Origin of the sequence: Fictibacillus enclensis, assembly GCF_001457035.1 — a bacterium.
GTDB lineage: Bacteria > Bacillota > Bacilli > Bacillales > Fictibacillaceae > Fictibacillus_C > Fictibacillus_C enclensis.
The window spans coordinates 170,159-192,143 of the sequence record NZ_KQ758617.1 but is presented as its reverse complement, the minus strand read 5'-3'; the positions used below and the strand labels follow the sequence as shown (position 1 = coordinate 192,143).

Below are 21,985 nucleotides of genomic sequence, written 5' to 3'. Positions count from 1 at the left end.
TCATAGCCATTCAGAATTAATTTTTCATACCGGCAGAAGCAATTCCCTGTACATAATACTTTTGGAAGAATACAAAAATGATCAACAGCGGTATGGTAGCCATCGTGAGGGCTGCCATAACATGTCCATACTTTACAGGCGGCTGGTGGAAAAAGAATTGCATCCCGACCTGCAGCGGTCTGACACTGTCGTCCGTAGTGGCAATCAAAGGCCACATAAAGTCTCCCCAGTGGGTAATGAAGGTCAGCAGAGCCACCGTAATAAATACGGGTTTCGATAACGGAATCACAATCTGAAAAAAGATTCTCAGGGTCGATGCTCCGTCCATCCTTGCCGATTCCTCAAGCTCCTTCGGCAGGTTCAAGAAGAATTGCCGGAACATAAAAATATTAAATGCATTGGCAATGAACGGAATAATGAGCGCCTGATACGTATTGAGCCAGTCAAACTCATCAATGATCAAATATAGCGGAAGCAAAATGCTTTCAAACGGAATGATAATTAAAGCTACCACTGCTGAAAACAAAAGATCTCTTCCCTTGAACTGCATTCGGGCAAATGCGTAAGCGGCAAGCGAGTTCACAAACAAGCCGAGAAGAACAATCACGGATACATACAGCGTACTTGTCAGCAAATAGCGGATGAAGGGAATTCGTTCAAATACCCCCGTATAGTTGTCCAATGAGAATGTATAAGGAACAAAGGCTCTAAATGATTTCAAATCCGCAAAAATTTCCGGCTCGGTTTTAAATGACGAAACCACCATCCAAACAAGAGGAAATAAAAAGAGAATGGCCAACAAAATGAGAACAACATACAAACCGATTTGTGCAATGATTCGATTCTTTTTCATACATTCTCCTCCTATTCTGTATTTTCTTTAATGAACCTTCGCTGCAGTATGGAAATAATCAATACGATCACAAAGAATAAAATGGCAATAGCGGAGGAATAACCAACATCCCGGAATTTAAAGCCGGTTTCGTACACCATATAAACAAGCGTTTTCGTGGAATCAAGCGGCCCTCCCTGCGTCATTACGAATGGCTGTATAAAAAGTTTTGTTGCCGCAATCATTGTAACGATGGCAATAAAGGCAAGAATATTGCGGATTCCCGGAATAGTAATATGAATCAGCTTTTGCCATGCATTTGCTCCGTCGATGGATGCTGCTTCATATTGATGATCCGGAATATCCTGAAGTCCCGCAAGAAAAATCATCATTTGATAGCCAGCACCCTGCCAGATACTCATAAAAATAATAGAGTACATTGCCTGGTCTTTATCCGTCAGAAATTGAAACGGCCCCAGACCGACAATATTTAAAATGGAGTTTGCCAAGCCATTGTCAGGATTATAAATAAAGGTCCAGAGGATGGATACGATAACCATCGATGTCACAACAGGTGCAAAAAAGGCCATCCTGAAAAATTTTATACCCATTAATTTTTGATTGACCAAAAGCGCAAGGGCTAGTGCAACAAGCGTTTGTACAGGAACGACAATCACTACGAAAATGGCTGTATTGCCCAGTGATTTCAGGAAGAGGCTATCCTCTGCAAGCCGCTTGTAATTTTCAAATGCGACAAATTTCGTTTGTTCCGGGGTTAGAAGATAATAGTTTGTAAAGCTGAAATATAACGCAAGAATAGCTGGAAGAATTAAAAATACAAAGAGCAGGATTATGGCAGGAGCTACAAAGCCATAGCTGGTAAACAAATTTTTTCTTTTTCTTTGCTTCGGGCTCACTGTGGGCAACGGATTGTTTACGTTTGTTTTTTGGGTAATTGGTTCCATCCTTTTCTCCTTTCCGCGTAAAAATATATGAAAAGGAGTGACATCATCACTCCTTTCCCTTCTTATTTTTTAAAGCGCTGAAGCTCACGGTCAGTGTCCTTTGCTGCTTTATCCAGTTCTGGCTTTACATCCTGTCCCAGCGCAGCTGCTTGGAACGCTTCAGCAAACTTGGCGCTCAGCACTGGATAGGCTGGAGTGGCCGGACGGGCTTTTGCCGTATTCAATACCTGGTCTTTGATTACCTTTTTCGGAAGTTTGTCATACTCTTTAATTTCCTTAAATGCGGATTCTCTCGCCGGGGGCATTCCGGTAATCTTTGAGATTTCAACGACGGAATCCTTATTGCTCATCCATTTTACAACTTCCGCCGCTTCCTTTGGATGCTGAGATTGGCTGGAAACACCAAATGCCCAAGAGCCTGAAGGCGACACTTTCTTCTTGCTGTAAGGGAAATAGGTCATCCCCCAATCCAGATTTTTATAGTCTTCAAAACCAGGAATCAACCATACTCCGCCGATCATCATAGCGGCTTTTCCTTCTTCAAAATCTGCAGGTCCGTTGGAAACACTTACAACCTTTGATTTAAATAAACCTTTCACATAATTCAACGCTTCTACCGATTCCGGCCCGTTTAAATAGCCTTCTGCTTTCGTTCTGTCCTTGTTTAGCAAGAGCCCGTCATTTGACCATACGAATACAGAACCCATGTACGTAAGCCACTCACCGACCCCAAGATCCATGTGCATGGTAAGTCCGCGCACATCACCTTTTGTCAGCTTTTTGGAGGCTTCCATGAACTGGTCCCACGTCCATGCTTTGTCGAGTGTTTCAGGAGCCTGAATACCCGCTTCTTTTAATAGTTTTTTGTTATAAAAAACTACAATGGAGGATTCCATCGCTCCAAGTGCATAAAGCTTGCCGTCATATGTACCTTGCTGGATGATGGATTTGGCAAAATCCTGTTTGTCACTCTTCTCCACATAATCATCGATTGGTGAAAGAATACCGGTAGCTGCATAGTTTCCGACAAAGGGACCATCCATATCGAGAACATCCGGCAGTCCATTGGAGGTGGCAGCTGCATTGATTTTATCTTCATACGCATGACCTGTACCGCTTGGGATAATATCAAGCTTTACATTAATTTTACCTTTGTGTTCTTTGTTAAACTCGTCAATCCTCTTTTTATAAAAGTCGACTTCCTTGGGCTGGCCCTGGTGCGCCCACATCTTAAGCTGCACCTCCCCGCCTTTCTCCGATCCGGACGCTCCCTGCTTGTCGTTGGAACAGCCAGCCATCGAAAATGCAAATATAAGGCAAAACAGCAGCAATATTCCCTTTTTCATAGAATTGCCTCCTCATTTTATAAACGTATGGGTGATTTAAATGGATCCTGCACCTCATCTTCAGATGGAAGCGACCGGATCACTTTGTCATTTTCCATAATCAATGTACCGTTCATGTCCTTCAGTTGGCCTGTTACGGTAACCGTCTCCCCTTTCGCAACTGGAAGGGTTAACGATTCAAACGACTGGACGGAATCTTTCTCAATCAATGGAACGGAAAATTTTTGCTGATCCACCAGCGTTCCATCTTCCAGGAACACTTTGTAGGTCACTTCATAATTTTCAAAAGCTACATTATAATCATTGATGATCCATGGTATAACCGTGGCTGTGCGTCCAAGTTCACCTTCCGTAATATCTCCGTTGAACGACAGATGGAGCGGTTCAAAAGCCTTTGCCATGGCAAAGTATGCTTTCTTCGGCTGGCGGTAATAGTCGATAATGGACCAGTCAATGGAAGGTCCGGTATTTACAAAGTGAAACTGAAGCAGTCCGCCTACCTGATTGTATTTCTTCCTTCTTAATGCCTCCGTATGTTCCTTGTAAAACTGCACCTGGTAATCCTGGGTGATGTTGATAAGATCCTGAAGCGACTGGGTCATCACAGATCCCATCATGGTCTGGTAAATGTTCGTCTGGAATCCCCATGTGCGGTAGATCTCCCAGTTAACCGGCCAGAGAGACTCCTGATTCATAAATTTCTTTAAGGAATCTTCATTTGGAATGGACTGAGTGCCGTATTCTGTTACAAACATCGGATTATAGAATTCTGCGTCCTCAATTTTCCCCCAGTACCATCCAACCCAGTGAACACTTAAATGTGTACCTATATAAGTTGTAAAATCGTCAAGTGTCTCAAAATAGTGTGGAAGATCTTCTTCAGAGACAAGGACTGAGTTTTTTATTACAGGGCGCAGGCTGTCGAGTTCCTTAACCACGCGCAGCAGCATATTATCCAGCTTATTGTAATCATGATAGCGGGATTCACTGTGGCATGACCAAAGAATGATGGACGGATGGTTATACAGCATTCGTATAAAACGCCTGGCGACATCCTCTGCTCTTTTTATAAAAAGACCTGTCGATTCATAGCCCCACTGAAAGGGCAGGTCCTGAAACACCATAATCCCCTTTTCATTGCACAGCTGGTAAAACTCTTCCTGTTCAGCATGCGCAAACAAACGGGTGGTGTTCATATTGGCGTCCAGCATCATCTGGACATCGAGCTGGTAGGATTCCTTGGTCATCAGGGAAAGGAACTGGTCGGACAAGTAATTGTTGCCTCTGATAAAAACTCTCGTTCCATTGAGATAAAAGATCCAATTTTCGTCCATTTTTATTTCTTTAATCCCAAATATTTGAATCTTTTTATCAACCAATACCCCGTTTGCCCAAACCTCAATCACAGCTTTATAAAGATGGGGAAAACCAAGCTCCCATGTCCACCACAATTTTGGCTGGGACAGCTGGTCGGTCATGGAGTAACTGCTTGTTCCCGGCCTCTGGAAATAACTTTGCCGTTTCCATCTGTATATTTTCCCCCTGAAATTATGAGGCAAAAAGGAGACCTCCACATCAATCCTTGCTTCCTTGCTGTTGTTGTTGTTTAATTCAACGTCCAGGTAGATGGTGGCTTTCTTATAGTCATCCTTCAAGTAGGGTGTAATCTGGATATGCTCAATATGTACCTTGCCTCGTTCCTCCAGATAAACATCCTTCCAAATACCGCCCGGGTTGATGAGTGGATTCGGATAGTGAGCGTTCACAGAAGAAGGGACCTCGGGGCAATCGGTAAGCCCTTCCTGGTTCACTGGAAGACAGTCCCAATGATAAAGCCCGCCCTTGGCAATCTTTTTCCTCTCCGGTCTCGTATCCAATTCTGAGGTCACTTTAACGACCAGAATGTTTTCCTCGCCATTATGGAGAAAATCGGAAACATTGAATTCAAATGCATCAAAGTCTCCTTCATGCGTTCCCAAGTACACACCGTTCAACCAAACTTCCGAATAATAATCTACCGCGTCAAAACAAATATAAAACATTTTATCGGACTTTTTGGGTGGTGCCCGGAATGTCGCCTTATACCACATCACCCCCTGAAAATCTTCATAACCCGCTTTCTGCCAATGAGCAGGAACAAGAATGTCTGTCCATGTTAACTCTTCAGCATGGTAAACCGGCTTATTTCGAATATTTCCTTCCAGCTGGTCATCTTCATCCTGCACACATTTCCAAATTCCATTTAAACTCAGTTTTTCTCTGCACTCTCTGCTCATCTTTATCACCTGACTTTTCGGGTATAAGTGTATGTTTTCTATTACTTTATGGGCCAGAGCCAAAGAACTTCACACTATTCTGAACTTTTCCCTTGTTACCGGTTGTGTAAACACCTTTTTTTGCCATTATCATCCATTTATAAAAAAGAGTCACCGCTTCACCCATGAGGAAACTGGCTCATAATGGTATGAAGCGGGACCCATGCCATTCCATCTTATTTGGTTCCTTTTCCTTTTGTCAGATGGCAAGGGACTCCATGGCCCACTGCTCCCGGATGGCTCATTTTTTCGATATATGACAGCCCTCTCGCACACTGCGTCTTGCATGAAATACAGGTCGAGCTTGTGACCATTTTTACTGTATGTGCATACTTGTTGACCGCCTGATCATACTTGGATGTCTTTTTTGCCGTTTTCTTCGCTGGTTTTTTCGCCATTTTTCTTCCTCCTTGCCTCACATCTTTCATATGATATGAAACGGGTAAAGAGGATGACACTGGGCAAAAACAAAAAAAACCACTTACAGAAACAAGTGGTTTTCATCATATTTCAATTCAAACTCCAGCGTGTTGTGATTCGCAAGTGAAAGTATATAGTCGCTGTCTCTTCTGTCATAGGAAGCCAAAAAGTCCCTTAGCGGCATGTGATATTTGTTCCACACAATATCCATCAGCCAGTGCTGGCTCACCTCAAAATATTCTCCGTCAAATCGATCAATTTTGACAGTTTCACCTAAATACATGCCTAACACTCCTTTCACAGGAAGGTAAACTGCATTAAGGCCCTACAATATATCTTAAATTATACTATAGTATTCAGAAAAGTGAAACAGTATGACAAAGAATAAATAAAAAAACAGACATATTTAATATGCCTGTTTTCCTGTTATATTTTCTTTGCTCCAAGATATTTAGGAGCCCAGTATGGATTTTTCATAGAAGCAATACTTACACCCTTCGAAGATGAGCTGTGAATGAACTCGTTATTGCCAATATAAATTCCTGCATGGGATGCTCCGCTCTTGTACGTATGGAAAAACACCACATCGCCGGCTTTTGGCTTGCTTACACGTGTCCCTTTCAAATAAATACCTGAAACCGTGCGTGGCAAGTCTACTCTCTTGGCTTTTTCAAACACATAATTGATATAGCCGCTGCAGTCAAAACCTTTTGGTGTCGTTCCGCCCCATCGGTATGGAACTCCCTTATATTTCTTTGCCACAGTTATTACACTTGCTGAGCTGCTTGAAGAACTTTTCTTTACTGCTTTTTTTACGCCCAGTGCTTTAAATGTGTTTGAGCCGGCAATGCCATCCGCTTTTAACCGTTTTGCTTTTTGAAACTTTTTAACTGCTGATTTCGTATATGTACCATAGTAAGTCGTTGTCTTTTTATATGTAAAGTATCCTTTTTTCTTTAGGACGGTCTGTAATTGTTGTACGTCTTTACTGGTCATACCTTGTTTTAATGTGTGATCGCCAAGCGCTGCTTTACCTACGATCGGATTGAAAGCCATCATTCCTACTAGTGCCGCTGCCGCTACCAATTTTTTCAAAGCATGTATCCCCCTAGAATCTGTATTACCAATGTTGGTATTTTCTTCTTGCTAACTTACTTAGATTCTACCAACAAAATATGACATCCGTGTTTTAGGAAGATTACATTAATATTACAAAAAGAGATAATTCCCGATTTTTCGTGACATTAAACCTAAAGAATTCCTCAAATTTTGCCAATACTAGTTAAAATATGGAGGGGGATTTCCGCCATTTGCTCTACTCATCTTTTATAGTAGGTCTTTTCGCCCCTTAAAAAGTAGTGTTTATAAAATGTCCCATCATATATTGGAACATTTAGTGACTTTTAGCATTCATTTCTAAAATACCTTCCTTTAAAGGGGTGCTATAGGCATATTTTTACGCTATTATGAACAAGAACCCGCATGATCTCATGTGGGTCGTATCCTGTTTTTGGAATGTCCATTTCTCTTTTGGAAACGCCGGCATTACTGAAAATATGGTATAATGTGGTAATCACCTGTGTTCGGTTTATAGTGTTCATTCGGGTAAAATAGGGTAATACATTGTAAGTACTTTTTATCACGGCTAAAGGAGTAGTGACTTTGAGTAAATTAAAAATGCATTTCTTTCCTTTGTGCTTAATGCTCTCTATTCCGCTTTTGCACTCTTTTTATGAGTTGCTTAATAATGGAAACCGTGGAGCCAGGAGCCTTATCACATCGTTTGACCAGCAGATCCCTTTTATTGAAGCATTTATTATTCCCTATGTCTTTTGGTATATTTTCATCTTTGGCTTGCTGTTTTACTTTTTTGTTTATGACCGGTCTCTCTACTATAAGACTTTGTTGAGCCTTACCACCGGAATGGTCATTTGTTATGTTATTTACTTCTTTTTTCAGACCACTGTTCCAAGGCCTCCTCTGGATGGAAACAGCATTTTCACATCCATGATCCGTTATATTTATTCGGCAGATGAACCGTACAATTGTTTTCCAAGCATTCATGTGCTGAGCAGCTACCTCATGGTAATTGCCTCCCGCCATTGTAAAACAAAGACACCCGTTTTTGTTGCTTCAGTGGCATTGATCGGATATCTGATCATTTTTTCCACCCTTTTTGTTAAACAGCACGTTATTCTCGATGCTTTTGCCGGCATCCTGCTCGGAAACATTTTGTTTAATTTAATCTTTTATTTTAAACCCATACTGGAATATGCCAGCAGCAAGAAGTACGCCAAAAACAAAAAAGCAGCAGAACCCCGCTAGAGGGACTGCTGCTTTTTTATTGGGTAAAAAATAAGGAGCGGCTCAGGCGTCCTCTCCTTTGTTTGATGCATTTCCATGTGTGTCCATAATTTCGTCTACCGTTCTCATCCGGCTGTCTTCAAGATTCTTTTCTCCATTACGGACAAACGAGGGTTCTTCAATTTCGTACTGGTCACTGATTTTTCCTTCCTTGTCCGCTACCGCCTGCGCTTCAACAGTCCGTTTGGCATAAGGAAGAGCTTTTAATCTTTCGTAAGGTATTTCTTCTCCCGTGTCAACGCATTTCCCATAGGTACCCTCTTCGATACGCTGGAGCGCTTCGTTAATGTCTTCAAGAATTTCCTCTTGATTTTCATCAAGCGCCATTGCCATTTCGCGGTCATATAACTCACTCCCCATATCACCAAAGTGGCTGTCAACTGAGCTGATTTCCCCTGTAGACTCCTGCAGGCTTTCCTGGCTCTCCCTTAACTCCTGCTGTTCCTCAAGCTGTTTCTTCATCCTCAGCAATGATTGTTCGAGTTTGTTGATTTGCTGTTTTGTTAAGCTCATGATGGGCCTCCTCATACTTGTTAGTGATTACTATTTACCCTATTTATCCGAAAATAACACGCATTCACCTGCTGAACATACATAATCACATTATGAGTGCTGACCTTTTTTATCCTTATGTTCGATTTCATCGATTGCCTCTTCCTCTTCCTTCAATACCCCTTCATCAATTTGTTCTTTATAAGCGTAAGACAAGAGCAGAGATACGAGAATGGCGCCGCCGACTAAATTCCCAATGGTAGCCGGAAATAAATTTAAAAGGATAAATTTGTACCAGCTGATATCAAAGCCTTCAAGAACAGATATACTGAAATAACCCATATTTGCTACGGCGTGTTGAAAGTTGCCGGCCTCAAAGATAATGACAGGCAGCATAATACCAAGTATTTTCCCTACAACATCCCTTGCCGCAGTAGCAAGAACCGCGGCCGCTCCAATGAGCCAATTGGCGAGGATGCCTGAGAAAAGGACCTGAAACCAGCCCCATGTGCCACGATGCGTAAATTCCATTTTCTTTTCCATAAAGGTTAGCAGATGATCGTAAAATTCCCCATGCAGCGATCCTGAAAAATTGAGCAGGAAGCCGACAAATAAAGCACCAAGGAAGTTTCCTATGTAACAGATCAGCCAAAAATAGAGCAGTTTTTTGCTGATCCAGTAATTGCTTTGCATGATATAACTGGGAAGGAGAATGTTTACTTCGGTAAAAAGGATTGAGCCGGATAAAAAAACCATGGCATAGCCGATGGTAAAGCCGACCCCTGCAAGCAGATTCATTACCCCCTGGCTGTCTACTTCTATTGTAAGCAGTACTGAACCGAGTGCTCCAAATGCGATGAACGCTCCCGCCAGAACCGAAAGAATGAACTGGGCCATATACGTCGTTTGCAGGGATTCCTTTCCCTTTGTAATAAAACTTTCTACAATTTGAGCAGGAAAATAATATTGCCGCTCCGGTTTCTTTGGCTTCGTTGTTTCTGAAGCTTCGTTTTCAGTACCTTTACTCATCCACACCCCTCCATTTCCCTGCTAAGATTCCCTGCCGCTTCATGCCTCAAACACAAGTGAAATAATGTTCATAGCGTTCCCCGAAAATCTCCGTGTTATGATGACGAATAGGAAGAAACAAAAATAAGGCGCTGTTTATGTGAATGAACATAAACGTGCGCCTCATTTAATGTACTTGCTATTCACTTATTGATTTTCCTTTCTTTACTTAAAACACATGCCTTGCATTACTTGCAGACTTGCATCTTTCAGTTTATTTTCCTTCTTTGGATTCCCACATGCCCACATGATGCGAAAATAGTTTTCACGGACTATTTTCCTTTGCGCCATGATTCTAGCATGTTTCGCTTACCGTTGTCATTGGAACCACGTCCTCTGAATTAATGCGTACCCGTCACTGGTTTCCCACATGTCCACATATCGCAAAACCAGTTTTCACGGGCTGGTTTTATGTTGGATACGATTCTGACATGCTTCGCTAACAATTTTCATTGGAATCACGCCTTTAACAGATTAGGTGTTATTAAATAGACTACTCTGAAGACCCACATGCATAAGCTCCTTAAAGCTTCTTTAGCATGCTTCGCTTTCATTCTTCATTGGAATCTACTCCCTTCGTTTGTTACGTTTATAATACTGTATTCTAAGCATAATTAAAATATTCAGAATAATCATTTTTGTCTGATATTAACGCTTTTTGCTTGCTTCACCTTCAACACATGAGTTTTTTTACAAAATTCCTTCTTTTTTCATCGTATCTCAACAAAAATTAAATAAATTCTTTAAAAAACAGCTTCTTTTTATATTGCGCGACATCTTTTACAAAGAACGTCCGGGTGAAAGGAATGCCGGCATATTGATAAACAATCACGATTTGCTTAGCCGGAAAGTCATGCAGAATACGTATTTTCTTTTTTTGTCCTGCAAAAATCTTTTGCCCGCGAACAGGAACCCAAGAAGTATTCATCTTCATAGTGACCTCGGGTGGAACTTCATTATTATTAATATAAAAAGCTTCTATTTTCAAAGGAAAGCGGCCCGTATTTTCTGCGTCCATCCACGTTTGAACCGCTGAGGTTCTTTTAGTTTGTATTTTAAGAGGCGGCATCAGGCTGATATACATATAGATTGCACAACCGCCGATTATAATCAAACCGGCCACCATGCTTCTCATTTTTTTCTTCATATTTATGATCACCTTGTTGCCTTTCCACCGTTTTTCTATATTGTCTCTTTCTTTACCAGCAAATATCAATAAAAAACCAAAATTCCTAATGTGTCAGATTTGAAAACATTTGAAATAAATGAAGGAATTCCTATGCAAAATAGTAAGAGATTTTTCCATTGTCTGCTATGCTTTTACTAATCAGGATATGAAAGGATGGTCTTGTGAGAAAAAAAGGTCTATCTCTCGTCACAGCTCTTTCCATTTTATCCGCATTGGTCTGGCTGGCGGGTCTTGCCTGGGTCCTTCAGGATCAATTTTTCGCGGATAACAAAAACCGGCAGGCAGAATCGCTGAAGCCGGATACCGCTCAACAACAGAAGCAAAATTCATCAGGGAAAACCCTGCAAATTGCGGCCATTGGTGACTCATTGACAAGAGGAACAGGAGATCCTGATGGCAAGGGATACATTGGTTACCTCAAGGAAGAATTGGCAAAGACAACAAAAAAGGAAATCGAGTTGACCAATTCCGCCATAAAGGGACAAACCTCTGTCCAGCTTCTTAAGCAAATCCAGCAGCCACAAATTCAGCGACAAATAAAAAATGCAGATGTGATTCTGCTGACCATTGGCGGCAATGATTTATTCCGCGGAGGACAAGCGCTCGAAGAGCTGGAATCGAAAAATATCAATAAAACAGAAGATGTTTATCTTTCAAACTTAAAAGTTATTTATAAAGAAATCCGCTCGCTGAACAAAAACGGTATTATCTATCATGTTGGGCTTTATAATCCCTTCAGTGACATGCAGGATTCGAAAACGACCTCCAGCATCGTCAGAAAGTGGAATTATGATTCAGCCAACGCCGCAGCTGCTCAGCCAAATATCATTTATGTACCTACTTTTGACCTTTTCGAACTGAATGTGAATGATTATTTGTACAGTGATCATTTTCACCCCAACAAACAAGGATATCAATTAATCGGAGAGCGCACAGCTTCCCTCATCCGTTTTAGCGAGGAGGACCAAAAATGAGCCAATCACCCGCTCTATCCGTAAAAAACTTGCGAAAGACAATCGGTAAAAAAGATATCATTAAAGGCATCTCCTTTGACTTGTACCCTGGAGAAGTTTTTGGATTTTTAGGTCCCAACGGAGCCGGGAAAACGACAACCATCCGTATGATCGTCGGATTGATTAAGCCCTCTTCAGGCACTGTCCTGATCGGAGGCAAAAACGTTCAGACCCATTTTGGCGATGCCATGAAAGACTTGGGCTGCATCGTAGAAAATCCGGAACTTTATCCTTATTTGACCGGCTGGGAAAACCTTGAACATTTTGCCCGGATGGATCCCTCCATTCCGCAGAAACGGCTTCATGAAGTAGTTGAACTTGTGGATATGGGAAACCGGATTCATGACAGAGTCGGCACCTATTCCCTTGGCATGAGGCAAAGGCTGGGGATTGCCCAGGCCTTGCTGGGAAACCCCAAACTGTTGATCCTTGATGAACCAACCAACGGATTGGACCCTGCCGGGATTCGCGAGATGAGAGAATTCATTCGCTTCCTCGCGGAAAAAGAAAAATTATGTGTCATGGTTTCTTCCCATCTGCTTAGTGAAATTCAGCTGATGTGCGACCGTGTTGCAATTATTTCAAAAGGAAGCATCATCCGTGTGGATTCGGTTCATGCATTGCTGGCAGAACAAGAACGGGTGGTCTGGAAGGCTGAACCGCTGGAAAAAGCAGAATCCCTGCTCAGGGAAGTCACGAATGTCACACGGTTGCAAGAAAATCTTATTACCTTATATGATGAAAATCAAATCGGGAAATGGAATCGGATGCTCGTCACTGCAGGAGTGGAAGTGAAAGAGATGCGAACTAAGCTGCCTGCCCTCGAAGATCTTTTCCTGGAACTGACAGGAGGCGAGCATATTGAATAAACTTGTCCATAACGAGTTGCTTAAGCTTTTCAGAAAAAAGCGTTTGTTCGTTATCATCCTCATTATCGCGGCTCTTGTGCCTCTCTTCACGTACGCACAGTATCAGGAAGTAAAAACAACACGGGAAAAACTGGGGAACGTGGATTGGAGAACACAGCTTCAACAGGAAATTGTGGATACACAAAATCGGCTAAGCTCGAGCAGGATGCAGGATGACTGGAGAAAATACCTGAAGATCCGTTTGGCTCAGCAGCAATACTATCTGGATCACAATATTAATCCGCAAGCTCCCGGTGCTCCAACATTCATGAGGGTGTTTGTTGAAAACTCCATTGATTTGCTGCTTCCGCTTCTGGTCATGGTTGTAGCTGCCGATCTCGTTTCATCGGAAGCAAGTGGCGGAACCATCAAGCTGCTGCTTACCCGGCCAGTCAAGCGATGGCGAATATTATTAAGCAAATATTTAGCTCTGATCTTATCCGTCTCCTTTATTGTAACGGCATCCGCGGTGTTATCCTATGCCATATCAGGCGTGGTGTTCGGTTATGGGGGATGGGGCATGCCGCTGCTCACCGGCTTTAGCACAAGCGGAGAGGAATTAGTTACGAATAACGTTCACCTCATACCCCAATGGCAGTATATCCTTATGGAATTTGGTTTAGTTTGGTTTGTGTGCCTTGTCGTCGGAACCTTAACCTTCATGCTTTCGGTTCTGCTCAGGAGCACAGCGGCTGTCATGGGAATCATGCTGGCTGCACTTATCGCCGGAGCGATTCTTTCCAACATGGTATCATCATGGGAAAGTGCGAAATATTTGTTTATGGTTAATCTCAGCCTCACCGACTACATTAGCGGAATGGCCACACCAATAGAAGGAATGTCCCTCGGCTTTTCACTGATCGTCCTATTGGTATGGGCAATCGGAGGCCTCGTTGTTTCCTTTGCCGTGTTTACCAAAAAAGATGTGTTTTAAATGAATTCAGCAAAAAAAGCTGATGCAGAACAACGCCTGCTTCAGCTTTTTTCGTTTCGTTTAGACACCGCTCTCGGATTGATTCGCCGGTTCTGCCTTTTTCCTGCTGGCCGAACGTTTCTTCAGCCAGCCGATGAGGACCACAGCTGCAATGATAATAATTTCAAAACCGTACTTTATGACCGGATTGCTGAAATATTCTTTCAGGAACGGCTCACCAACGATCATCTTCGCGGCTGTCCAGGCGAGAATAGCCGCCCCTATGGTAATAATGAATGGAAATTTGTCGATCAGTTTTAAGAACAATGTACTGCCCCAAACGACGATCGGAACAGAAATCAATAAACCAAGAACAACGAGCAAAAAGTCTCCATGAGCTGCTCCTGCCACAGCGAGTACATTATCAAGCCCCATAACCGCATCCGCTATAATAATGGTCCGGATGGCTGCCAAAATACTGTCCTGTGCTTTAATGTCGTGGTCTTTTTCCTCCACCATTAGCTTATAGGCAATGTAGATTAAGATCAGGCCACCTGCCAATAGCAAGCCAGGTACTTTAAGCAGCCATACAACGGCCATTGTTGCCACAGCACGAATCACGACAGCTCCGACCGTTCCCCAGATGATAACCTTCTTTTGCTGTTCTTTTTTCAAATTTCTCGCTGCAAGTCCTATGACAATCGCATTGTCGCCTGCGAGTACCAGGTCAATAATGACAATGGATAAGAGCGCAGACAGAAATTCGGTTGATAAAAAATCCATCAGTAAATATCCTCCTTGATTTCCAGCTCAAACACCTTATGATGTGAAAAACACATAAAATAATTTCAAATTCTTTACTATCCTTTCTTAAAAAGCCGGGAGACATGCATCGTCCATTTCCCTATCACAACCTTGTCCTTCACCTCTCAATTCTGCTTTTTAAGAATTTTGGCATGTTAAAGTATACGGTTCGTTACGCATAAGGTTTCAATCATTTTCGGGCGGTGAAAAAATTTGACGTCCACGTCTCTATTGCTGAAACAAGGGGAATACTGGGGCTAGTGAGGCAGAAGGAGTTTGTTATGATTGTATTTCTGAAGGAATTGAAATTGCGTTTTTTTGAAGATAAAGTGTTCGATTTGTCGGCACAGCTTGCTTATTATTTTTTGGTTTCTTTATTTCCGTTTTCGTTTTTGGTTTTCTCTATACTGGGCTTTCTGCCGATTTCGTCGTCCTCCGTACTGGAGCTTATCCGGCCGTTTGCTCCTGTTCAGGCCTTTAACCTGCTGGAATACAATTTGATATCGGTACTTGATCAAAGCCGCGGGGATATTTTTTCAATCAGTCTATTGGTTACCCTCTGGCTGTCCTCGATCGGCATTCTCGCCATTATCCGCGTGTTCAATCAAGCATATCATGTGGAAGAGAACCGTCCGTTTATCAGGGAACTGCTGCTGGGTATCCTTTTGACCATTGGCCTGGTTATTGCGATCGTTTCATCTTTACTGCTACCCGTTTTTGGAAGCTCGATTGGCCATTTTTTAGCCAATCACCTTGGATACAATCATCCAGCTTTCCATATCTGGGCAACGACCCGATGGACATTGGGCTTTGTGATCCTCATGGTTATGTTTATTTCCCTATACCTTATCGCCCCGAATGTCCGTTTGAAATTAAAACATGTTCTTCCCGGTGCTTTCTTTTCAACCATTGGGTGGCAGCTGATCTCCCTTGGATTTTCCTACTATGTGACCTTGTTTGATTACCGTCAGATTTATGGAAACCTTGGTGCTTTGCTGACGCTTATGATCTGGTTCTACCTGTCCGCCATGATTCTTATTCTTGGAGGACAGCTCAATGCCATCCTGGTTACCATGCATCAAAGGAAAAACTTGCAAAATTCATGAGATTACCAATATTACAGATTGACTTTTTACCCGTTCCATATAATCATTTAATTAGAGAGAAAGTTATTATACATAGAGGATGATGTACAGAAATGCGTCTAAAGAATGTAATTATTATTATTGTGCTGCTGGCAGCAGCCATTTTTCTTATTCCATACAGCATTCCATTGATTTTAGCGCTTGTGACCGCTTTGGTGCTTGAACCGGCGATTAAACTTTTCATAAACCACTTTAAAATTAAAAGGCTGCTGTCCGTAACGATTGTGTTTATTTTATTTCTTGCCGGATTCGGCATTTTCACCTACTGGCTGACAACCACTCTTGTTGTTCAGACGATTGATTTCCTTACGATGGTTCCGAAGTATGCAGTAAAAGTATTCAGTCTGATTGAAAATGATTTATATAAAGTAGAAAGGCTCTATGCCTCCCTTCCTCCTGAAGCCCTTTCAACTGTTCAGAATGCTTTGGACGGATTTAAGGATTATGCCGGAAGCTTTGCAACCAAACTGACTAACGGCATCATTGCAGTTGCGGCTGCCATACCCCAGCTGCTGCTTTACCTTATTATTTATCTGGTAGCTTTATTTTTAATTTCACTGGACTTGCCGAGGCTTTTTGCCAACTTTCTCAATTTGTTTACAACCTCTGCGCGGGAAAAGGTCGAGCTCGTCTTTACCCAGCTGTCCCGAGCAACCGTAGGATTTATCCGTGCCCAGTTGATCTTAAGCTTTATCACCTATGTGCTTGCATTAATCGGCCTTTTGATTCTGGATGTCAAATATGCCGTTCTGATTGCTTTATTCATCATTCTTGTCGATATCCTTCCCATACTGGGTACCGGATCGTTTATTGTCCCCTGGGCGATCTACAATTTTATTGTAGGTGATGACTTCCTTGCGATTGGCTTAATCATCATGTTTGTTGTTCTTACCGTAATCCGCCGTATTATCGAGCCCAAGATCCTTGGTTCCAGCCTTGGAATTTCAGCGCTTGCCGCATTGATCAGCCTCTACCTTGGCTTCCAGCTCCTTGGCTTCATCGGATTAATTGTCGGGCCGGCTCTTGTGATCATCTATGAAGCACTGCGCAGCGCAGGATTTATTAAGATTAAAATTGATTTTTAAGCCCTTTTTAAGAAAAGGATGATATGGTAAAAGTACAAACCCCCCGTTTGTACTTTTTTTATTTATAGGTTAGATTACCAGTCATTTATGGGAATTATAGAAAGAGATACAAAAAAACGGACCCTGCTCATAAAAAAGAAACGAATAACTATATTTGCACGTCTTGTAAAAGTTGGAGGAATTATGGCGACCCAAGTAAAAGAACGAGACTATTATTTTGACAATGCACGATTTATTTTAATTTTTTTAGTGGTGTTTGGACACTTTATTTCTCCGATTAAAAGCCAAAGTGACTGGCTTTACACTATCTATAATTTCATCTATACCTTCCATATGCCGGCATTTATTTTAATCTCCGGATTTTTCACCAAAGGAGTACGCAAAGACGGATATCTTTCCAAAATCTTCAGGAAGATTCTTATTCCATACATCGTCTTCCAATTAATCTATTCTTTTTTTTACTATGATCTCTACAATAAAAGTGAAATGAAGCTTAACTTTTTCGATCCGCATTGGGCGCTTTGGTTTCTATTAAGCCTTGTGTTTTGGAACGTCCTTTTAAAGGTTTTTGTGAAAATGAAATATCCCTTGCTGCTGGCGACCGGCATCGGAATTGCGGTTGGGTACATTACAGAAATTGGGACGTACCTGAGCCTTCTGCGAACCTTTGTCTTTTTCCCGGTGTTTCTATTGGGACACTATTTGACCAAAAGGGATTTCAAACAAATTCTAAAGCCATCCATACGCATCGCTTCGGGAGTTTTTCTCGTACTCATGTTTTTGGCCTATCATTTCTTTATTCCGGATCAAGCCAAAGACTGGCTCCTGTCCTCATCTTCCTATGCAGATATATTGGGGCATAATGAATGGTATGGCGGTGTGATCAGACTCGGCTTGTATGCGGTCATGTTTTTATCAACGTTCAGCTTTTTGGCGATTATACCGAAACGGAGATTTTTCTTTACCGAATTCGGAGAACGGACGTTATATATCTATCTGCTGCACGGGTTTGTATTAAAATATCTGTTTACAACCGATCTTTTTTCAAAGATTGAGGACAACAATTATTATGTCATGCTCCTTGTCCTCGCAGTGATCATTACCATGTTCCTGGCCAGCAAGCCTGTCATTGCACTTGCTCAGCCGCTTATCGAGCTCCGCTGGTCCAAGCTGAACCGGATGCTGAAAAAAGAGGGAAAATCATAAAAAACCATCCAGCGTCATTCTTCTGGATGGTTTTCTTCTTATATCAAGGGCGATTCAGAAGAAACTGAAGGATCAGGTAAGCCGCAAGACGGCTGGTCATATCCCTGAAATCAAGGGTTGGATCCACCTCGACAATATCCATCCCCTTAACATCCGGGCAGGTGGAGAGATATTGTACCCCCTGAATAAGATCTTCACTGTTCATTCCTCCGGGTCCGATCGCCGGACAACCCGGAGCAAACGCCTGGTCGAGTACATCCATATCCACAGAAACATAAATGGAAGAAACCTTGGATTTTAGAGTACGAACACTCTCCTCCAAAATCCTCCTTGCTCCCAAACGGTTGACATCGTTCATGGAATAGATCTTAATGCCATTTTCTTTGGCATAGTTTGTATACATTCTGCCATTTGAAAAATCCCGGATTCCGATTTGAATAAGATGTTCTCCTTTAATATCGTTCCCTTCTATTAATTGGCGGAAGGGGGTACCATTGGAAGGTCCCCCATCTTCAAGATTTCGGAGATCATGATGCGCATCAAACTGAATAATCCCAACCGGCCCTTTAACCTTCTTAAAGGCTCTGATACTCGACGCACTGATCGAATGGTCGCCGCCCAGGATTACAGGAATGATATCCGGATTGCGTTCAAGCACTTCTTGTATCACTTTTACAAACCTGTTCTGTGTTTCTTTCAGATCTGTTACATGGGGAGTGATGTCCCCAAAATCGGTAATAGCCATTGACTTGAGATCTTTGTCTTTTTCTACACTATAGGTTGTAAAGGAATGCAGCATTTTTCGAATGGCTTCCGGTGCCATGGCAGCTCCCGAATGGGATATCGAGGTCTTGGATAAAGGAGCTCCAATCAGTCCGATCCCGGTTGCCGGACTGCCGTTCCAGGCTTTTAGCAATTCACCTGCTTTCGTTATTCCACTATCCTTGAATTTAGGTTCACTGGCGGGCAAAAGATAACGGATATCAGGCATAAGAAGGCTTCCTTTCCCCAGCTTTCCTGCCTTTTTTCCATACAGTGTTTACGTGGTTTACACCATAGTGGTAGGGAAGATAATGATAGTTGGGAGCATCCCATAACACAATATCTGCCCATCTTCCAATCTCGATTGCACCGGCTTCTTCTCCTCTTCCAATTGCATGCGCTGCATTTACCGTTACCGCATTCCAGATTTCTTCCGGTTTCATTTTAAGGCGCAGAGCGGCCAGATTCATGATAAACTGCAGATTTTCAGTAGGTGAACTTCCCGGATTGAAATCGGTTGACAAGGCGACAGCTCCGCCCGCTTCAATAATGCTTCTGGCAGGAGCATAGCTGTCTTTGCCAAGATAAAATGTAGTCCCCGGCAGCAAGACGGCAATAGTCGGCGCTGTCCCAAGCAGGGAAATCCCTTTTTCGGAAACACCAACAAGATGATCTGCCGTAACCGCCCCAATTTCACACGCCATTTCCGTTCCGCCAAGAGGGTCAATCTCATCGGCATGTATTTTGACTCCAAACCCCATCTCTTTGGCAGATGCCAGAAAGTTACGGGATTGTTCAACCGTAAAGACGCCTGTCTCGCAAAAAATATCTGCAAATTCTGCAAGCCCCTCCGCTTTAATTTCCGGCAAGAGGTCAAGCATGCTGTTTAAAAATGCATCAGGCTCCGCTTTACATTCCGGGGGCAGGGCGTGTGCACCCAAAAATGTGGAGACGATGTCCATTTCATGCGCCTCATTTAATTGTTTAACGACCCTTAGCTGTTTTAGCTCCGTTTCCCTGTCCAGTCCATAGCCACTTTTCGCTTCCATGGTGGTGATGCCAAGATTCAGGCTCCGGTCAAGATGGAACAGCCCCTTTTGAAAAAGGGATTCCTCACTTTCTGCTTTCGTTGCTTTTACAGTGGAAAAAATACCGCCTCCCCGGCTCAGTATTTCAAGGTAGGACAACCCCTGCTGTTTTAATGCCATTTCGTGTTCCCGTGATCCGCCAAAAACAAGATGGGTATGGGGATCTACCAAGCCGGGAGAAACGACTTTTCCACTGCAGTCTATTCTTTCTTTTGCCTCTAGCCCATTTGCCTCTTCGGCACTTCCGATAAACGCAATTCTTCCATCCTTTATCCCGAGGGCACCATGCTCAATCACAGGAAGAACGGCCATGTCACTTCCCCGTTTTGGGCCTTTTGAACCCGTAATCATCAGCAGCTGTCCGATGGGTGTGAGTAGTGTATCCAGCATTTTTTCCCTCCTATTCCTGCAACATTGGCATATGAATTCCTTTTTCTTTGGCGGTCTTCTTCGCCGACTCATATCCTGCATCCGCGTGCCGGACCACGCCCATACCCGGATCTGAGGTAAGCACTCTTTCCAATCTTTCGCCTGCCTCAGGAGTACCGTCGGCCACAATCACCATCCCACTGTGCAAAGAGTAGCCCATTCCTACTCCTCCGCCATGATGAAGGGAAACCCAGCTTGCTCCGTTGACCGAGTTAATGAGCGCATTCAGGATTGGCCAGTCGGCTACGGCATCACTGCCATCCAGCATGCTTTCGGTTTCCCGGTTTGGAGAAGCCACCGAACCACAATCCAGATGATCACGGCCGATGACAATTGGAGCGGAAAGCTCTCCTTTTGCCACCATTTCATTGATGATACGGCCAAACTTTGCCCGTTCTCCATATCCGAGCCAGCATATTCGTGAAGGCAATCCTTGAAATTGAACTTTTTCCCGGGCCATTTTGATCCAGTTGCATAAATGTTCGTTATCTGCAAATTCTCTGAGAATGACTTCGTCCGTTTTATAGATATCTTCAGGATCACCTGACAATGCCACCCACCGAAATGGCCCTTTTCCTTCACAGAACAATGGCCGGATGAAAGCAGGAACAAAGCCCGGAAAAGCAAAGGCATCTTTTATGCCTTCATCAAATGCAACCTGTCTTATGTTGTTGCCATAATCAAACGTGACAGCTCCTTTTTCCTGCAGGTCCAGCATGGCTTGAACATGAACGGCCATGCTCTCTTTTGCTTTTTGGATGTACCCCTGAGGATCTTCCTTGCGAAGCCGTGCCCCCTCTTCCATGGTCATTCCTGCAGGAAGATAGCCGTTTAATGGGTCATGTGCTGACGTTTGGTCAGTCACGAGCTGAGGAATTTCATTTCGTTTTACAAGCTGAGGCAATAATTCTGCAGCATTGCCTAACAAACCAATGGAAAGCGGACGCTTTTCAGCCATTGCGTGTTTGGCCATCATTAATGCTTCATCAAGATCGAGAGCAAGCACATCGCAATATTTCGTATCAATTCTGCGTTGAATGCGGGAAAGATCACATTCAATGGCAATAACCACACCGCCATTCATCGTAACGGCCAGCGGCTGTGCTCCTCCCATACCCCCGAGTCCTGCTGTAACGGTAAGTGTCCCTTCGAGCGAACCATGAAAATGCTTGCGAGCCGCTTCCCCAAAAGTTTCATAGGTGCCTTGAAGTATCCCTTGTGTGCCAATATAGATCCAGCTTCCCGCGGTCATCTGGCCGTACATCATCAGCCCTTTTCCATCAAGCTCACGAAACGTTTCCCAGTTGGCCCATGCGGGAACGAGGTTCGAGTTGGCAAGAAGTACTCTTGGGGCCTCACTATGAGACTTGAAGACGGCAACCGGTTTGCCAGATTGAATCAGTAGGGTTTCATCACTTTCCAGCTCTTTTAAAGTAGCCACGATTTTTTCATAGCTCTCCCAATTTCTAGCCGCTTTTCCGATTCCTCCGTATACGACAAGTTCCTCCGGTTTTTCTGCTACTTCTGCATCAAGGTTGTTCATTAGCATCCTTAGTGCAGCTTCCTGTACCCATCCCTTTGTATGAAGTTTTTTTCCGCGTGGAGCAGAGATTCGTTGAATAGTATCTGACATGTTACGTT

21 protein-coding genes are annotated in these 21,985 nt (G+C 43.1%); 7 read left to right on the top strand and 14 right to left on the bottom strand.

The genetic code is table 11. The annotated features are described in order from the left end of the window. Window positions 1-16 precede the first annotated feature (16 nt). From AS030_RS01050 to AS030_RS01020, 7 genes are all read right to left on the bottom strand, one after another. Window positions 17-853 (bottom strand): carbohydrate ABC transporter permease, encoded by an 837-nt coding sequence (locus AS030_RS01050; RefSeq protein WP_061967431.1) that lies wholly within the window; start codon window positions 851-853, stop codon window positions 17-19. 11 nt (window positions 854-864) lie between these two features. Then, a complete protein-coding gene (locus AS030_RS01045; RefSeq protein ID WP_061967429.1) occupies window positions 865-1,797 on the bottom strand; it encodes a carbohydrate ABC transporter permease in 933 nt (310 codons plus the stop codon). A gap of 62 nt (window positions 1,798-1,859) precedes the next feature. Continuing rightward, window positions 1,860-3,143, bottom strand: coding sequence for an ABC transporter substrate-binding protein (locus AS030_RS01040; protein WP_061967427.1), 1,284 nt, complete (start codon window positions 3,141-3,143; stop codon window positions 1,860-1,862). A 17-nt stretch (window positions 3,144-3,160) separates the two neighbouring features. After that, window positions 3,161-5,419, bottom strand: coding sequence for a glycoside hydrolase family 2 protein (locus tag AS030_RS01035; protein WP_061967425.1), 2,259 nt, complete (start codon window positions 5,417-5,419; stop codon window positions 3,161-3,163). Window positions 5,420-5,634: 215 nt separating this feature from the next. Further along, a complete protein-coding gene (locus AS030_RS01030) occupies window positions 5,635-5,856 on the bottom strand; it encodes a hypothetical protein (protein ID WP_061967422.1) in 222 nt (73 codons plus the stop codon). An 83-nt stretch (window positions 5,857-5,939) separates the two neighbouring features. Continuing rightward, on the bottom strand, window positions 5,940-6,161 hold the full coding sequence (locus tag AS030_RS01025; protein WP_061967420.1) for a hypothetical protein: 222 nt from the start codon (window positions 6,159-6,161) through the stop codon (window positions 5,940-5,942). 143 nt (window positions 6,162-6,304) lie between these two features. Next, window positions 6,305-6,973, bottom strand: a complete 669-nt coding sequence (locus tag AS030_RS01020; RefSeq protein ID WP_061967418.1) for a C40 family peptidase — start codon at window positions 6,971-6,973, stop codon at window positions 6,305-6,307. Window positions 6,974-7,540: 567 nt separating this feature from the next. Here AS030_RS01020 and AS030_RS01015 point away from each other — a divergent pair. Further along, window positions 7,541-8,203 carry a phosphatase PAP2 family protein gene (locus AS030_RS01015; RefSeq protein WP_061967415.1) on the top strand — a complete coding sequence of 221 codons (663 nt, stop codon included), beginning with the start codon at window positions 7,541-7,543 and terminating at the stop codon, window positions 8,201-8,203. A gap of 42 nt (window positions 8,204-8,245) precedes the next feature. On the opposite strand, the gene AS030_RS01010 is transcribed toward AS030_RS01015, so the two are convergent. The 3 genes from AS030_RS01010 to AS030_RS01000 form a co-directional block, all read right to left on the bottom strand. Next, on the bottom strand, window positions 8,246-8,755 hold the full coding sequence (locus AS030_RS01010; RefSeq protein ID WP_074440432.1) for a TraR/DksA C4-type zinc finger protein: 510 nt from the start codon (window positions 8,753-8,755) through the stop codon (window positions 8,246-8,248). A gap of 90 nt (window positions 8,756-8,845) precedes the next feature. Next, window positions 8,846-9,763 carry a formate/nitrite transporter family protein gene (locus AS030_RS01005; protein ID WP_074440431.1) on the bottom strand — a complete coding sequence of 306 codons (918 nt, stop codon included), beginning with the start codon at window positions 9,761-9,763 and terminating at the stop codon, window positions 8,846-8,848. 769 nt (window positions 9,764-10,532) lie between these two features. Next, the gene (locus tag AS030_RS01000) at window positions 10,533-10,949 is read right to left on the bottom strand and encodes a hypothetical protein (RefSeq protein ID WP_061967412.1); all 417 of its coding nucleotides are present in this window, start codon (window positions 10,947-10,949) and stop codon (window positions 10,533-10,535) included. A gap of 203 nt (window positions 10,950-11,152) precedes the next feature. Here AS030_RS01000 and AS030_RS00995 point away from each other — a divergent pair, with 203 nt between their 5' ends. From AS030_RS00995 to AS030_RS00985, 3 genes are read left to right on the top strand one after another with little or no spacing between them, the layout of a single operon-like run. Beyond that, a complete protein-coding gene (locus tag AS030_RS00995; RefSeq protein WP_061967410.1) occupies window positions 11,153-11,965 on the top strand; it encodes a GDSL-type esterase/lipase family protein in 813 nt (270 codons plus the stop codon). Next, window positions 11,962-12,873 (top strand): ABC transporter ATP-binding protein, encoded by a 912-nt coding sequence (locus AS030_RS00990; RefSeq protein WP_061967408.1) that lies wholly within the window; start codon window positions 11,962-11,964, stop codon window positions 12,871-12,873. Before AS030_RS00995 ends, AS030_RS00990 begins: the two co-directional genes overlap by 4 nt. Further along, window positions 12,866-13,846: an ABC transporter permease gene (locus AS030_RS00985; RefSeq protein WP_061967405.1), complete on the top strand. Its 981-nt coding sequence runs from the start codon at window positions 12,866-12,868 to the stop codon at window positions 13,844-13,846. Before AS030_RS00990 ends, AS030_RS00985 begins: the two co-directional genes overlap by 8 nt. Window positions 13,847-13,906: 60 nt before the next feature. Here the strand turns inward: AS030_RS00985 and AS030_RS00980 are convergent, their stop codons facing one another. Continuing rightward, window positions 13,907-14,608, bottom strand: a complete 702-nt coding sequence (locus AS030_RS00980) for a TerC family protein (protein WP_061967402.1) — start codon at window positions 14,606-14,608, stop codon at window positions 13,907-13,909. A 302-nt stretch (window positions 14,609-14,910) separates the two neighbouring features. Between AS030_RS00980 and AS030_RS00975 the strand changes: the two genes are divergently transcribed. The 3 genes from AS030_RS00975 to AS030_RS00965 all read left to right on the top strand — a co-directional run bounded on the left by AS030_RS00975 (window position 14,911) and on the right by AS030_RS00965 (window position 18,065). Next, window positions 14,911-15,735 carry a YihY/virulence factor BrkB family protein gene (locus AS030_RS00975; RefSeq protein ID WP_061967400.1) on the top strand — a complete coding sequence of 275 codons (825 nt, stop codon included), beginning with the start codon at window positions 14,911-14,913 and terminating at the stop codon, window positions 15,733-15,735. Between the two features lie 92 nt (window positions 15,736-15,827). Further along, window positions 15,828-16,859: a sporulation integral membrane protein YtvI gene (gene ytvI, locus AS030_RS00970; protein ID WP_061967398.1), complete on the top strand. Its 1,032-nt coding sequence runs from the start codon at window positions 15,828-15,830 to the stop codon at window positions 16,857-16,859. Window positions 16,860-17,042: 183 nt separating this feature from the next. After that, window positions 17,043-18,065 carry an acyltransferase family protein gene (locus tag AS030_RS00965; protein WP_061967396.1) on the top strand — a complete coding sequence of 341 codons (1,023 nt, stop codon included), beginning with the start codon at window positions 17,043-17,045 and terminating at the stop codon, window positions 18,063-18,065. 43 nt (window positions 18,066-18,108) lie between these two features. On the opposite strand, the gene hutG is transcribed toward AS030_RS00965, so the two are convergent. From hutG to hutU, 3 genes are read right to left on the bottom strand one after another with little or no spacing between them, the layout of a single operon-like run. Beyond that, window positions 18,109-19,056, bottom strand: a complete 948-nt coding sequence (gene hutG / locus AS030_RS00960) for a formimidoylglutamase (protein WP_061967393.1) — start codon at window positions 19,054-19,056, stop codon at window positions 18,109-18,111. Further along, window positions 19,049-20,305, bottom strand: a complete 1,257-nt coding sequence (gene hutI / locus AS030_RS00955; RefSeq protein WP_061967391.1) for an imidazolonepropionase — start codon at window positions 20,303-20,305, stop codon at window positions 19,049-19,051. Before hutI ends, hutG begins: the two co-directional genes overlap by 8 nt. 10 nt (window positions 20,306-20,315) lie before the next feature. Further along, window positions 20,316-21,977 carry a urocanate hydratase gene (gene hutU, locus AS030_RS00950; RefSeq protein ID WP_061967388.1) on the bottom strand — a complete coding sequence of 554 codons (1,662 nt, stop codon included), beginning with the start codon at window positions 21,975-21,977 and terminating at the stop codon, window positions 20,316-20,318. Between the last annotated feature and the right edge of the window lie 8 nt (window positions 21,978-21,985).